The sequence below is a fragment of the Mesorhizobium onobrychidis genome, from assembly GCF_024707545.1.
GTDB classification, from domain to species: Bacteria; Pseudomonadota; Alphaproteobacteria; order Rhizobiales; family Rhizobiaceae; genus Mesorhizobium; species Mesorhizobium onobrychidis.
The window spans coordinates 269,272-282,149 of record NZ_CP062229.1 but is presented as its reverse complement, the minus strand read 5'-3'; the positions used below and the strand labels follow the sequence as shown (position 1 = coordinate 282,149).

Annotated in this window: 13 protein-coding genes and 1 pseudogene; 8 read left to right on the top strand and 6 right to left on the bottom strand. The window is 62.6% G+C overall.

All coding sequences use genetic code 11. The features are described 5' to 3' along the window. The first annotated feature begins 154 nt into the window (after window positions 1-154). Window positions 155-886 (top strand): intradiol ring-cleavage dioxygenase, encoded by a 732-nt coding sequence (locus IHQ72_RS01280; protein ID WP_258120787.1) that lies wholly within the window; start codon window positions 155-157, stop codon window positions 884-886. Between the two features lie 220 nt (window positions 887-1,106). Further along, window positions 1,107-1,577, top strand: coding sequence for a MarR family winged helix-turn-helix transcriptional regulator (locus tag IHQ72_RS01275; protein WP_258120786.1), 471 nt, complete (start codon window positions 1,107-1,109; stop codon window positions 1,575-1,577). A 16-nt stretch (window positions 1,578-1,593) separates the two neighbouring features. On the opposite strand, the gene IHQ72_RS01270 is transcribed toward IHQ72_RS01275, so the two are convergent. After that, the gene (locus IHQ72_RS01270) at window positions 1,594-2,472 is read right to left on the bottom strand and encodes an AraC family transcriptional regulator (RefSeq protein ID WP_258120785.1); all 879 of its coding nucleotides are present in this window, start codon (window positions 2,470-2,472) and stop codon (window positions 1,594-1,596) included. A gap of 33 nt (window positions 2,473-2,505) precedes the next feature. On the opposite strand from IHQ72_RS01270, the gene IHQ72_RS01265 reads away from it, so the two are divergent. The 5 genes and pseudogenes from IHQ72_RS01265 (at window position 2,506) to IHQ72_RS01245 (ending at window position 5,797) form a co-directional block, all read left to right on the top strand. Beyond that, complete coding sequence (locus tag IHQ72_RS01265) at window positions 2,506-2,913, top strand: DUF2000 family protein (protein WP_258120784.1); 408 nt, start codon at window positions 2,506-2,508, stop codon at window positions 2,911-2,913. Between the two features lie 12 nt (window positions 2,914-2,925). Continuing rightward, a pseudogene (locus IHQ72_RS01260) lies at window positions 2,926-3,190 on the top strand (EamA/RhaT family transporter); the annotation flags it as partial. Window positions 3,191-3,314: 124 nt separating this feature from the next. Beyond that, on the top strand, window positions 3,315-4,337 hold the full coding sequence (locus IHQ72_RS01255) for a LacI family DNA-binding transcriptional regulator (RefSeq protein ID WP_258123697.1): 1,023 nt from the start codon (window positions 3,315-3,317) through the stop codon (window positions 4,335-4,337). Then, window positions 4,334-5,317, top strand: coding sequence for a 2-hydroxyacid dehydrogenase (locus tag IHQ72_RS01250; protein WP_258120783.1), 984 nt, complete (start codon window positions 4,334-4,336; stop codon window positions 5,315-5,317). The genes IHQ72_RS01255 and IHQ72_RS01250 overlap by 4 nt, the downstream gene beginning before the upstream one ends. Before the next feature lie 84 nt (window positions 5,318-5,401). Then, window positions 5,402-5,797 (top strand): hypothetical protein, encoded by a 396-nt coding sequence (locus tag IHQ72_RS01245; RefSeq protein ID WP_258120782.1) that lies wholly within the window; start codon window positions 5,402-5,404, stop codon window positions 5,795-5,797. A gap of 21 nt (window positions 5,798-5,818) precedes the next feature. Here IHQ72_RS01245 and IHQ72_RS01240 read toward each other — a convergent pair whose 3' ends face one another. Beyond that, window positions 5,819-6,592, bottom strand: a complete 774-nt coding sequence (locus IHQ72_RS01240) for a gamma-glutamyl-gamma-aminobutyrate hydrolase family protein (protein ID WP_258120781.1) — start codon at window positions 6,590-6,592, stop codon at window positions 5,819-5,821. Between the two features lie 288 nt (window positions 6,593-6,880). Between IHQ72_RS01240 and IHQ72_RS01235 the strand changes: the two genes are divergently transcribed. Further along, the gene (locus IHQ72_RS01235) at window positions 6,881-7,990 is read left to right on the top strand and encodes a TRAP transporter substrate-binding protein (protein WP_127318478.1); all 1,110 of its coding nucleotides are present in this window, start codon (window positions 6,881-6,883) and stop codon (window positions 7,988-7,990) included. Window positions 7,991-8,052: 62 nt separating this feature from the next. Here the strand turns inward: IHQ72_RS01235 and IHQ72_RS01230 are convergent, their stop codons facing one another. From IHQ72_RS01230 to IHQ72_RS01215, 4 genes are all read right to left on the bottom strand, one after another. Beyond that, window positions 8,053-9,075, bottom strand: coding sequence for a zinc-dependent alcohol dehydrogenase family protein (locus IHQ72_RS01230; RefSeq protein WP_258120780.1), 1,023 nt, complete (start codon window positions 9,073-9,075; stop codon window positions 8,053-8,055). Between the two features lie 19 nt (window positions 9,076-9,094). Further along, on the bottom strand, window positions 9,095-10,867 hold the full coding sequence (locus IHQ72_RS01225) for a TRAP transporter large permease (protein ID WP_258120779.1): 1,773 nt from the start codon (window positions 10,865-10,867) through the stop codon (window positions 9,095-9,097). Further along, window positions 10,864-11,448: a TRAP transporter small permease subunit gene (locus IHQ72_RS01220; protein ID WP_258120778.1), complete on the bottom strand. Its 585-nt coding sequence runs from the start codon at window positions 11,446-11,448 to the stop codon at window positions 10,864-10,866. Before IHQ72_RS01220 ends, IHQ72_RS01225 begins: the two co-directional genes overlap by 4 nt. Before the next feature lie 377 nt (window positions 11,449-11,825). Then, window positions 11,826-12,731: a branched-chain amino acid ABC transporter permease gene (locus IHQ72_RS01215; RefSeq protein ID WP_258120777.1), complete on the bottom strand. Its 906-nt coding sequence runs from the start codon at window positions 12,729-12,731 to the stop codon at window positions 11,826-11,828. Window positions 12,732-12,878 lie beyond the last annotated feature (147 nt).

Genomic DNA, 12,878 nt, shown 5'->3' with positions numbered 1-12,878 from the left:
GCCGTGCTTTTGCACGCGGCAAACCGATGGGCCAAACAGGTCGCCAACATTGCCGGACTTTCCCAACATTGCCGAACTTTCATTGGCGCTGGCTGGTCTCACTGCCTAGATAAGAACGAGGCAGCTTGCTCGAAAGAACCAAAAGAGGCGCCGGATGTCCGACAAACCGTCCTCCTTGCCGTTGAGCCGGCGCCAGGCGCTTGGCCTCATTGCCGTCAGCGCGGGCGGCGGCGTCTTTCTGCCGGGCATCGCGCTGGCTCAGCCGGCCTCGCCCTATGCCGGGCTTGCCCTGTTCGATAGCGGTGCCGGCGTCTGCGCGATCACGCCGGAAGCGACGGAGGGGCCGTTCTATTTCGACCCGAAGCTCGAACGCGCCGATATCACCGAAGGCAAAGCGGGCATTGCCCTCAATGTGCGGCTGCAGGTGGTCGACGCGGCCTGCCGGCCGCTTGCAGGCGCGCGCGTCGACATCTGGCATTGCGACGCGCAAGGGCATTATTCGGGCTATCCGGGACAGGGCGACGGCCAGGATGTCGATACGTCAGGCCAGAGTTTTCTGCGCGGCTGGCAGAAGGCGGATGACACCGGCATTGTCTCGTTCGCCACCATCTATCCCGGCTGGTATCGCGGCCGCACCACCCACATCCACTTCAAAGTCTTCCCCGATGACAATTCGGTGATGACCGGCCAGCTGTTTTTCCCCGACAGCCTGAGCGAACAGATATTCACCACTGTCGCACCGTACAAAGACCGGTCCGGCAGGCGGGATACGCTGAATGCCAGGGACGGTATCGCGCGGCGCGCCGGGCCGCTGTCGCAGGCGGCGATGCGCGAAGTGGCGGACGCCTATCAGGCCCTGATGATCGTCGCGGTAAAGGCTGATTGAGTCTCGTTTCGCGTGTGCGGCGCTCCTGCTGAAAGCTTGCACCTGCACTGAAAAGTCGTTTGTCATCTAACTGAAATAAACATCTGGCATTAGCCACGGCGGACATCGCATTGCTTGCCGGCAAAGCTGTTTTGCAAAGCCGGATCTTATTGATCGTCGATTGCCAACCGGGCGGCTGCCTCTATGCTGTCCGCACCGGTTCGGCCGAAGAGGGATGACCATGGCCAAGGCGGACAAGACTGCGACAATGAGCCGGCTCCATTCGGCGGCGCGGCTGGCGCGTACGGCACTCGCCGCGCGGCTTCTGGCGCACGGCTTCTATGCCGGCCAGGACCAGATCATGCTGGCGCTCGACCGTGAGGACGGGCAGACGCCCGGCAATCTTGCCGGCCGCCTCGGTGTTCGCCCGCCGACCATCACCAAGACCATCAACCGGCTGCAGGCGCAGGGCTTCCTGGAAAAGCGCGCCTCGGCCGCCGATGCCCGCCAGGCCCATATCTTCCTCACCGACACTGGCCGCGAAATCATTTACGCCATCGAGAAATCGGTGAAGAAAACCGAGAAGCAGGCGCTGAAGGGGCTCGACAAAAAGGACCAGAAGGCGCTGTTCAAGCTGCTCGCCCGCGTTGAGGCGAACCTCTCGAACGGCGAGATGGTTCTCGTCGATGACGAGATCGACGCCGACGAATGATCCGCGGCTGACGCCGTCAGGCAGCTGCTGCTGACGACCCGTGGACCAGTGCCGACCAGCGGCCCGGCGTGACACCGAACGCCTTCTTGAAGTGCCTGTTGAAATGACTTTGGTCGCTGAAGCCGGCCGCTATTGCGATCTGCGCCAATGGCTCGCTCGCCTCGATCATGCGGCGTGCTCGTTGAAGCCGGCGCATCAGGAGAAAGCGATGCGGACTGGTGGAGAAGGCGGCACGGAAATGCCGCGATAGGGCGTAGCGATCCAGCCCGGTGATCGCCTCCAGCTCGTCGGAGCGGACGATACGGAAAACATTTTCTTCCAGATAGTCGCGCGCCAGGCTGGCTGCCCGCCATGCTGTCCTTGGGATCGGTTTCGCCGGCAGGCCTGCATGCCGTGCCAGGCTTTGCATCAGCTGCGCAATGAAGTCGGCGACAAAGAGATCGTCCAGCTTCTGGTCCAACGGCCCCAGCGCCGAAAGCAGCCTTGTGCGAAAGACAGGATCCGTCACAACGGCATCCCTGACGAAAGGCAGCGATGCGCCGATCGTGTCGAGGCAGTCCAGCACGATGGACGGCTCCAGATAAAGCATCCTGTAACGCAGGCCGTCTTCGGTGCCAGCACCGCCGTCGTGCAATTCGTCGGGATGGAGCACGATGATCTGGCCGGGCAGGCTGTGATGCGTCGCGCCGCGATAACGGAAGGTCTGGACACCATGCAGCGTCACGCCGATGGCGTAGGTATCGTGACGATGGAGATCGAAGGCGCTGCCGTGGAACCGGGCCTCGATACGCTCCATGCCGACGGAATCGGGGGCCGAGATGACGCAGTTTTCTGCCGCATCAACGCACAAACGTCCAAGACCCTGGAAGGCCTCGCCATTTAGATCGTGTGACATCGCTTCATTCACAAACCTCGAGTGGTAATGTCCATGTTCGACACGAAATTTGCAATCGTGCTGCAGGACGACCTTCTCGTCTGGCAAAAGCTCAATGTCACCGCCTTCCTGACCAGCGGCATCGTCGCGCAGTATACCGACATCATCGGCGAACCCTATCGCGACCGCGCCGGCAACATCTACAATCCGCTCTCGATCCAGCCGGTCATCGTGCTTTCGGCCGACCGCTCGACGCTCAGTGCGATCCACCGGCGGGCGCTGGAGCGCGGTGTGACGACCTCGCTCTACGTCGACGAGATGTTTTCGACCGGCCACGACGCGGCGAACCGCGCCGTCTTTGCCGAATTCGCACCCGACGACGCCAAGGTCGTCGGCATCGCGCTGCGCGCCGAAAAGAAGCTTGTCGACAAGATCACCAAGGACGCCCGCATGCATCCCTGAGCCTGTGGTGGCTGGTTCATCCTTCTGATGCTTAGCGTGTTCGGCGCCGTCTGCCATTGGCTCCTGGTGCAGGCTATCGTCTCGGTATTCGCAAATCATCGGGATGATCATTGCCGGCTGGATTGTCTTCAACCAGTTTCCCGACCGCTGGACGCTCGTCGGCGCTGCCATCATCGTCGCCAGCGGCCTTTATATCGTTCATCGCGAGCACCGGCTTCGTGTGCGCAACCGCGCCGCCCTCGACGTCGAGGTGGAAGCGCTGGCAAAAAAACTTTGATTTGTTCCGGAAGGGTGGCATAAGGCCGCGTTTAAACTGTTTAGATCATGATCCCGAAAAGTGGGAGTCCGGTTTTCGCTGGAGATCATGGATCAGCTCTAGATCGTCGGGGGAGCGCAAGGCGCTGGCACAGAAGATCAAGCTTTCGACGATCGCGGATGCGCTCGGCGTGTCCACGGCCACGGTCTCGCTGGCCCTGCGCGACAGCCCGCTGGTTGCCGGCGGCACCCGCGACCGCATCAAGGAACATGCCCGCGCCATCGGCTATATCTACAATCGCCGCGCCGCCAGCCTGCGCACCTCGCGTTCGGGCATCGTCGGCGTCGTCGTCCACGACATCATGAATCCCTTCTTCGCCGAGATACTGCGCTCGATCGAAAGCGAGCTCGATCGCAGCCGGCAGACCTTCATCCTGTCGAACCATTACGACCAGCTCGAAAAGCAGCGCACCTTCATAGACACGCTTTTGCAGCTCGGCGCCGACGGCGTCATCATGTCACCGGCCATCGGCACGCCCCCCGAAGACATCTTCATGGCCGAGGAAAACGGCCTGCCGGCGGTGCTGATCGCACGCACCGTCGAAGGCGCTGACGTGCCGGTGTTTCGCGGCGACGATGCTTATGGCACCGGGCTAGCCACCAACCATCTGATCTCGCTCGGCCATAAGCGCATCGCCATGATCGGCGGCACTGACCAGACCTCGACCGGCCGCGATCGCTACCAGGGCTATGTCAACGCCATGGAAGCGGCAGGGCTGGAGGTCAGGCCGTCCTGGCGCATCCCCGGTCCGCGCACCAAACAGGCCGGCTTCGAGGCCGCCGGGCAGTTCCTGGCGCTGAAGGACAAACCGACCGCGGCCTGCTGTTGGAACGACCTCGTCGCCATCGGCCTGATGAACGGTATTGCACGCGCCGGGCTGGTGCCGGGCATTGACATATCCGTGACCGGCTATGACGATCTCGAGGAAGCGGCGATCGCGACGCCGGCGCTGACCACCGTGTGGAATGGCCAGCGTGAAGTCGGCCGCCGCGCCGCAAGCGCGCTGCTAGACAAGCTCAATGGGCAGATGGTGCGGCCGTCGCAGGAACTGATCAAGCCGGAACTGCATGTGCGCCAGTCGACCGGCAAACCAGTGGAACGTGCATGACAAAAGCCGAACAGCAGCAAGCAGTCGCCATTCTGGTGCCGGGCCAATTCAACGACCACGCGGTCGGCCGCATCGACCGGACGTTCAGGCGCGTCTGGATCGAACGGCCTGATGCGTCGCTGGTCACCGACGAGATGCGCCGGACGGTGCGCGGCATTGCCGCCTTTGGCGGGATCAATGCAGCCCTCATCGACGCGCTGCCGAATCTGGAGATCATCGCCAATTTCGGCGTCGGCTATGATTCGGTCGATGCCCGTCACGCAGCACAGCGCGGCGTCATGGTAACCAACACGCCGGACGTGCTGACCGAGGAGGTCGCCGACACGGCGATCGGGCTTTTGATCAACACCGTCCGCGAGTTGCCGCGCGCCGAGACTTGGCTGCGCGACGGCAGTTGGGCGCGCAACGGCAACTATCGCTTGAGCCGGCTGACCTTGCGCGGCCGTCGAGTCGGTATTTTCGGCATGGGCCGGATCGGCCTTGCCATTGCGCGCCGGCTGGAGGCTTTCGGGCTGCCGATCGCCTATCACAACCGGCGCCAGATCGAAGGCCTGTCCTACGAATACTACGGCACGCTGAAGGGCCTCGCCGAGGCGGTGGATACGCTGATCTCGGTGGCACCCGGCGGCGCCTCGACCGAAAAGGCGGTCAATGCCGAGATCCTGTCGGCACTCGGCCCGAATGGCGTCTTCGTCAACATCGGTCGCGGCAGCACGGTGGACGAGGCAGCTCTTGCCGCAGCCCTGGCCAATGGCACCATCGCCGCTGCCGGGCTCGACGTATTCGCCGACGAGCCGAACGTGCCGGCGGCGCTGCTTGCCGCCCCCAGCACCTCGCTTTTGCCGCATGTTGGCTCGGCTTCGGAACATACCCGCCGCGCCATGGCCGATCTGTGCGTCGACAATCTGGTTTCCTGGTTTTCGGAAGGGAGGGCGCTGACGCCGGTACCGGAAACGGAAAAAGTGAAGGCGCGCAGCTGAGCGGAAATCGTCCTATTCTATTAACGTCGGGTTAACGCTTTGAAATCATTTTTCATCTATCGCCACACACGCGGAGCACACAGGATGAAAGCACTTGCTGCATTGATAGCGGTGGCCGCGCTGTTCGGCAGCGTTCAGCTGTTTCACGGCGGCGGAGGCGAAGGCCGCACAGCCGATGAGTCAGCGCAGTCGCCCGGCGACTACAGGCTGGTGGCCAATGGCGACGAAGCGTCCTGCGCGGTCAAGCGCGGCACTGAGGTTTCGCATGGCCTGTCGCTGTTGACGGTCACTGCGAATTGCCGCGGGGTCTTGCCCGGCATCGAGCGCGCGAAATTCTGGCGTGAGCAGGATGACGGCACGGTCACCTTCAGCGCGAACGGCATCGACCCGATCGTCACTTTCGGCGTCGCCGACGGCCACGGTTACGAATCCTACGCACCAGCCCTGCCGCTGCTGTCGCTGGCGGCCAGCAGCGATTGACGTTGACGTCCGACGGCTGAACTATTCCGCGGCGGCCCGCGCGCCGGATTTCGCTGCGGCGTGCAGGCGCACCGCGTCGCCGAAGGCGCGGAATATCCGTGCCGAGACACTGTCCGACTTGACCCAGTATTCGGGATGCCACTGGACGCCGACGGCGAAGGCGCGGGCGTCCCGCACCGAAACCGCCTCGACCGTGCCGTCGGTGGCGACCGCCTCTATCTGCAGCTTCGGTCCGAGCCGGTCGACGGCCTGGCGATGTACCGAATTGACCATGATGTCGCCCTCCCCGAACACGCCGGCGAGGCAGCTTCCGGGCTTGATCGAAATAGTCTGGCGGATAGCGAAGCGTTCGTCCTGATTGTCGCTCGCCGGTGCGCGATGGTCCAGCGACCCCTCGCGCTCCTGGATTTCCGTGGCCAGCGTGCCGCCCAGCGCCACATTCATTTCCTGGATGCCGCGGCAGATGGCGAGCAACGGCACGCCGCGCTCCACTGCCTTGCGGATCAACGGCAGCGTCGTCGCGTCGCGGGCAGGATCGTAGGGACCATTGGCCTCGCTGGCATCGCCGCCATAGAGCGAGGGATGCACATTGGACTTCGAACCGGTGACCATGACGCCGTCGACCGATGACAGGAGTTCATCGAAATCGAGCCGGTCGCCGAAGGACGGCACCAGCACCGGGAACACGCCGGCGGCCGAAAGCGCCGCCTCCAGATACTGCTGCGGAACGGCGTGCCAGGTGTAGTTGTCGAACTGGCGGACGTCGGTCGATATGGCGACGAGCGGCTGCTGCATTTTTGATCCGGGTCCATTCAGTGCAGGGATATATTCTGCCTTTAAAATAGGCGATCCGAAGGCGCTTTGCCATGACAAGTTCGGCATGTCGCATGGTCCACGGAAACGGCGTCAGACTTAAGTTGCAAGAGGTGCGTTCGCGCCGCGAATTTCGCGGAAACGCCGCCGGCAAAACCGGCTGCCATGGCTGGACTCGACTTCTTGCCCGTGTATTGTCTGCCGCGAAGCCGATCCGGGGTACAGAGCATTTCCCGAACGTCGGTCTATTGATCCAATAGGGAGGACTTCATGGATCGTCGATCATTTATCCGCAAGGCCGGCGCGACCGGTGTGGGCGCCGCGGCGGCTACAGCAGCGCTTGCCGCGCCGGCTATCGCCCAATCCAATCCGAAAGTGACATGGCGCCTGGCGTCGTCCTTCCCGAAATCTCTCGACACGATCTACGGCGGCGCCGAGGTCTTTTCCAAGATGCTTGCGGAGGCAACCGACGGCAACTTCCAGGTCCAGGTCTTCGCCGCAGGTGAACTCGTGCCCGGCCTGCAGGCCGCGGACGCCACCACCGCCGGCACCGTCGAGGCCTGCCATACGGTGGCATATTATTATTGGGGCAAGGACCCGACATGGGCGCTGGGCGCTGCGGTTCCGTTCTCGCTCAACGCGCGCGGCATCAATGCCTGGCATTACCACGGCGGCGGCATCGACCTGTTCAACGAGTTTCTCGCCACGCAGGGCCTTTTTGGCTTGCCGGGCGGCAATACCGGCGTGCAGATGGGCGGCTGGTTCCGCAAGGAGATCAACACCGTCGCCGACCTTTCGGGCCTCAAGATGCGCATCGGTGGCTTTGCCGGCAAAGTGGTGGAAAGGCTCGGCGTGGTGCCGCAGCAGATCGCCGGCGGCGACATCTATCCGGCGCTGGAAAAAGGCACCATAGACGCCGCCGAGTGGGTCGGCCCTTATGACGATGAGAAGCTCGGATTCTACAAGGTCGCGCCCAATTATTATTATCCCGGCTGGTGGGAAGGCGGGCCGACCGTCCATCTGATGTTCAACAAGGCGAAATACGAAGAGCTTTCACCGGCCTATAAGGCGCTGGTGCACACCGCCGCGCAGGCCGCCGACGCCAACATGCTGCAGAAATACGACCTTCTGAATCCGGCGGCCGTGAGGCGGCTGGTGTCCGGGGGCGCCAAATTGCGCCCGTTCAGCCCGGAAATCTTGGCAGCTTGCTTCGAAAAGGCGAACGAAGTCTATGCCGAGATGGAAGCCTCGAACGCGCCGTTCAAGAAGATATGGGACTCGATTAAGGCTTTCCGCAAGGAGCACTATCTCTGGGCGCAGGTGGCCGAGTACAATTACGACACCTTCATGATGGTCCAGCAGCGCACCGGCAAGCTCTGACAACAGTTACGGCGCCATGCGCTCTTCGGACGCGTGGCGCCGTCACACTTCGATTTGCCGGATCAGCGCGGCACCACCAGCACCTTGACTTCGCCTGGCGCAGGCGGATTGGCGATCACCGCAGCCGCCTCCTCAAGCGTCACCTGCCGTGAGATGAGCTTGTCGATCTCGATCGCACCCGAGGCGATGAGATCGGCGGCCCGGCGATGCGTAAACGGATTGAGAAACGAGCCCAGGACCCTCAATTCCCGGAACAACAGGTCGAAAGGTTCGAACTCGGCCTTCATGCCTTGAGGCATCACGCCGACGATGACAACCGTACCGCCGGCTTTGGCCAGCCGCATCGATTGCTCGACTGTCTCTCTTACGCCAGCACATTCGAACACCACATCGACGCCGCCTGGCATCAGGCCCGACGCACCGACGACCGTGTCGATGATATCGCAAGCGCTTGGGTCGACCGTCGCCGTTGCGCCCAATTCTTCGGCGAGGGCACGCCGCGAGGCCTGCCGCGTCGACAGGATGATTGTCGTCGCGCCGGCAAGCCTCGCCAGTTGCACGGTGAGCAGGCCGATCACGCCGCCGCCAAGCACGGCGACCGAGGAGCCGGGTCTGATCTGCGCCAGGTCCACGCCATGCAGGCAGCAGCCAAGCGGCTCGCAGAACGCGCCATGCGTCGGCTTCAGGTCTTTCGGAAGGAGGAAGGCCTGGTTCTGAGGCAGCACGACGTATTCGGCGAAGCCGCCGTCGCGGCGGATGCCGATGGCAACCAGATTATGGCAGAGATTGATGCGGCCGGCATGGCAGTGCGGACAGCGCCCGCAGGCGATGTTGGGATCGCCGGTAACGCGATCGCCGACGGAAAAGCCGGACACAGCGGTTCCAATCGCCTCGACGATCCCCGAGAATTCATGTCCGAGCGTCACCGGCGGCGTACAGGGAAATTCGCCATGGAAAAGATGCCGGTCGGTGCCGCAGACGCCGCATGCCTCGATCCGTACCAGGAGATCGTCCGGTCCGGCGGACGGTTTGCCGACCTCGCGCAAAGCAATGCTGCCCACGCCCTCCAGCCGCACCGCTTTCATGTCTGTTGAGCCTCCGGCATCAATTGAAACTCGGTGGTTGGGACAGATCGGGTGCTGGCGCTGCTGGCTTGGCAGGCGGCGTTTCACCGAAACTCGGCGGCTGCGATAGGTCCGGTGCAGGCGCGGTCGGCGCCGTGCCGCCATCCGCCGGCGGTGTGCCAAGCGGCGACAGGCCCGGCGTTTCCGGTACCTGGTAATCGATCGTGCCCGGATCGACTGGTGTGCCCTTGTAATGCATCACCATCTGCGGGAAGGCGATGGTCAACCCGATCATGATGACTTGGATGCAAACGAAGGGAACCGCGCCCCAATAGATCTGGCCGGTTGTCACCGGCGCGATCTTCTTGCCGGTGAGGCGATCGAGATAGGGCACCCGGGCGGCGACCGAACGCAGGTAGAATAGCGCGAAGCCAAAGGGTGGATGCATGAAGCTTGTCTGCATGTTGACGCCGAGCAGCACGCCGAACCAGATGAGGTCGATGCCGAGCTTGTCGGCGGCCGGCGCCAAAAGCGGCACGATGATGAAGGCGAGTTCGAAGAAATCGAGGAAGAAGGCGAGCAAGAAGACGAGGATGTTCACCCCGATCAAGAAGCCGATCTCGCCGCCCGGCAGCGATGTCAGGAGGTGTTCGACCCAGATATGGCCGTTGACGCCGTAGAAGGTGAGCGAGAACACGCGCGCGCCGATCAGGATGAACAGCACGAAGGACGACAGCCGCGTCGTTGAGGCCAGCGCCTGCTTGATCACGTCCAGCGACAGCCGTCCCTTCATCGCCGCCATGATCAGCGCGCCGACAGCGCCCATGGCGCCGCCCTCGGTCGGTGTGGCGATGCCGAGAAAGATGGTGCCCAACACCAGGAAGATCAGCGCCAGCGGCGGGATCAGCACGATGATCACCTGCTGCGCCAGCCGCGACATCATGTTGATCTTCAGGCGCTGGTCGGCGATTGCCACGACGTAGATGAGGATCACGCCGATGGTGGCGCCGAGGATATCGGCGTTTTGGCCCTGCGAGGGCGCAAGATAGCGATAGGCCGCGTAGGAAACCACGACTGCCGCCAGCACCGCCACCAGCAGCGACAGGATGCCGTGGCCGAGCGTGCGGGCCTCCAGCGGCAGGGCCGGCATCGACTTCGGCCGGACAATCGACATGGTCAGGATGTAGAGCGTATAGAGGCCGGTCAGCACAAGGCCGGGAATCAGAGCGCCCGCATACATGTCGCCGACCGAGCGGCCGAGCTGATCGGCCAAAACGATCAGCACCAGCGAGGGCGGAATGATCTGGGCGAGCGTGCCCGATGCGGCAATGACGCCGGACGCTACACGACGGTCATAGCCGTAGCGCAGCATGATCGGCAGCGAAATCAGGCCCATGGCGATGACGGAGGCAGCCACCACACCCGTGGTTGCGGCAAGCAGCGCGCCGACGAAGATCACGGCATAGGCGAGGCCGCCGCGGATCGGTCCGAACAATTGGCCGATCGTGTCGAGAAGGTCTTCGGCCATGCCCGATCGTTCGAGCACGATGCCCATGAAGGTAAAGAACGGGATGGCCAGCAGGGTGTCGTTCGACATCACCCGGCTGCCGTAGAAATTGTCCGGCAGTGCGTGCAACAGCGGCCAGGCGAGATTGATCGAGCCGCCCGAATAGGGTGACAGCACAACGCCGATGAAGAAGAACAGCAGGCCGTTGGCGGCGAGTGAGAAGGCGACCGGGTAGCCGATCAGCAGGAAGATGACCAGCGAGGCGAACATGATCGGCGCCATGTTCTGGGCGATGAACTCGATCACGAGCGCACCTCTTCGGCGAGCGCCTTCGCTTCGAGCTCGGCCTGCTCATGCACCGATATGAACGGCGTGGGATCGTCCATGTCGCCGCGCATGATGGCGATCTTCTTGATGATCTCGGAGATGCCCTGGAGCGCGAGCAGGAAAAAGCCGGCCAGCAGGATCGCCTTTGCCGGCCAGATGATCAGCCCGCCGGAATTGTTCGACATTTCGCCGCTGCGAAACGAGAGCGACACATAGGGTACGAAATAGATCACCATCAGCGTCACGAACGGCATCAGGAAAAAAAGGTGACCGAGAAGGTCGATCCAGTGCTGCACGCGGCGCGAGAACATGCCGTAGACGATGTCGATGCGGATATGGTCGTTCTGCTTCAGCGTGTAGGCGGCGGCCAGCATGAAGGCGGCGCCGAACAAATACCATTGCAGTTCCAGCCAGGCGTTCGACGACATGTCGAAGGTCTTGCGGATGACGGCATTGGCGGCGCTGACCAGGATTGCCAGCAGGATCAGCCACGACACCCATTTGCCGATGAATTCGTTCACCCGGTCAATGGTTCTGGATAGAGTGAGAAGCCCTGCCATACATTCCTCCCTTTACGCATCGGCTCGAAAATCGGTGTCGATTTTCGGAAAGCACGATGCGTGACTCAAAGTATCAGCGGCGTGCCAAATCCTGCTTGTTTTCCGCCGCCTCGATGTGGCCCAACGGTATGCCGTGCGTGGCACGGCGGGTCAACACAGGGCAGACCGAGTTAAACAATCTTGTGAAGTGAGGAAGGGGCTTGTGAGATGAGGAAGGGGCGAAACAGCCTGACGCGGCGCATGACCCCGAGAATCGGAATCGATTTTCGCTGGGGATCATGCGCAAAATCAAAGTGCTACAGCGTCCTTTGCGCGGTCCGAGAGGACGCGCGCGCTGTAGATGTCATGCAACCAAAGTCTACCTAGGTTTGGTGCAGTCAGGCGATCTTGCCCTGATCGCGGCCGGTGCCGATCAGCACCAGCATGGCGACGAGGAACAGATACATCCAGGCATCGCGCCACTCGAGCGGGAAGTAGCCGGCCCACAGCGATTCGGCCATGCCGAAGGCGGCAGCGCCAAGTGCTGCCCGCAACGGCGAGAGATAGCCGCCCACCGCCGTCACAAACAGGATTTTCAGCCCGTAGACCAACCCTGTGCCGAAGCTGATGTTGCCGTAGTAGAAGGCGGCGAGCACGCCGGCCAGTGCCGCGCAAAGGCCGCCGAAAAGCACCGCACGCCGAAATACCGCGCGAACATCGACGCCGCACATCGCCGCCGCCTTGGGATCGTCGGATACGGCGCGCCAGCTCCGGCCGAAGCTCGAATATGTGAAGCCCCATGCAGCCAGTGCGATGCCCGCCAGCACGGCGGCGCAATCGAGCAATTGGATCAGCGTCAACGTGGCCTTGAAGCTGGCATTCTGCGCGAAGACGATGGGCTGGGCCAGCATTGGCGGCAACCATAAGTCATGGGTATCGGCGGCGATACGGCTGGCTTCCGACAAGGCCAGCAATATGCCGAGCGTCGTCACCACGATGGCGTTGGGCGAGCGGTCGGCCAACGGTTCGAAGATGCTTCGCGACAAGACATGGCTGATCAGCGCCGCATAAAGGAACGCCGCAGCTACGCCGAGCGCAACCGATGCAAACAGCGTCAGCCACAGCGCCTGATAGCCGAACGCCGCGGTGAGGATCACCGTATGCCCGCAAAAGGCGAACAGCGCCCCATAGGCAAGATTGGTGCGGTGCAGGATGCCGTTGGTCAGCACGTAGCCGAAGGCAAGCAATGCGTAGAGCGCGCCCGAATGCAGCCCGTTCAGAACCTGCTGGAAGAAATAGAGCATGCAATGTCCTCGATGCATGCCCCGCAATCGGGGCGCAGCGGTTTGGGACGAACGACGTTCTCAAGACAAGGCAATGGCGATCGCCTCCGTGACGAGCGTTGCACCCGGAATCTAACTTGTCAAACGCGATTTATCGGTTAGATTCGC

What these genes read in the sequence shown, in the direction of transcription:
- IHQ72_RS01230 (WP_258120780.1), bottom strand. Translation starts at nt 9,075, where the DNA reads ATGAAAGCGGTGCGGCTGGAGGGCGTGGGCAGCATTGCTTTGCGCGAG.
- IHQ72_RS01270 (WP_258120785.1), bottom strand. Translation starts at nt 2,472, where the DNA reads ATGTCACACGATCTAAATGGCGAGGCCTTCCAGGGTCTTGGACGTTTG.
- IHQ72_RS01215 (WP_258120777.1), bottom strand. Translation starts at nt 12,731, where the DNA reads ATGCTCTATTTCTTCCAGCAGGTTCTGAACGGGCTGCATTCGGGCGCG.
- IHQ72_RS01265 (WP_258120784.1), top strand. Translation starts at nt 2,506, where the DNA reads ATGTTCGACACGAAATTTGCAATCGTGCTGCAGGACGACCTTCTCGTC.
- IHQ72_RS01275 (WP_258120786.1), top strand. Translation starts at nt 1,107, where the DNA reads ATGGCCAAGGCGGACAAGACTGCGACAATGAGCCGGCTCCATTCGGCG.
- IHQ72_RS01220 (WP_258120778.1), bottom strand. Translation starts at nt 11,448, where the DNA reads ATGGCAGGGCTTCTCACTCTATCCAGAACCATTGACCGGGTGAACGAA.
- IHQ72_RS01245 (WP_258120782.1), top strand. Translation starts at nt 5,402, where the DNA reads ATGAAAGCACTTGCTGCATTGATAGCGGTGGCCGCGCTGTTCGGCAGC.
- IHQ72_RS01235 (WP_127318478.1), top strand. Translation starts at nt 6,881, where the DNA reads ATGGATCGTCGATCATTTATCCGCAAGGCCGGCGCGACCGGTGTGGGC.
- IHQ72_RS01280 (WP_258120787.1), top strand. Translation starts at nt 155, where the DNA reads ATGTCCGACAAACCGTCCTCCTTGCCGTTGAGCCGGCGCCAGGCGCTT.
- IHQ72_RS01240 (WP_258120781.1), bottom strand. Translation starts at nt 6,592, where the DNA reads ATGCAGCAGCCGCTCGTCGCCATATCGACCGACGTCCGCCAGTTCGAC.
- IHQ72_RS01250 (WP_258120783.1), top strand. Translation starts at nt 4,334, where the DNA reads ATGACAAAAGCCGAACAGCAGCAAGCAGTCGCCATTCTGGTGCCGGGC.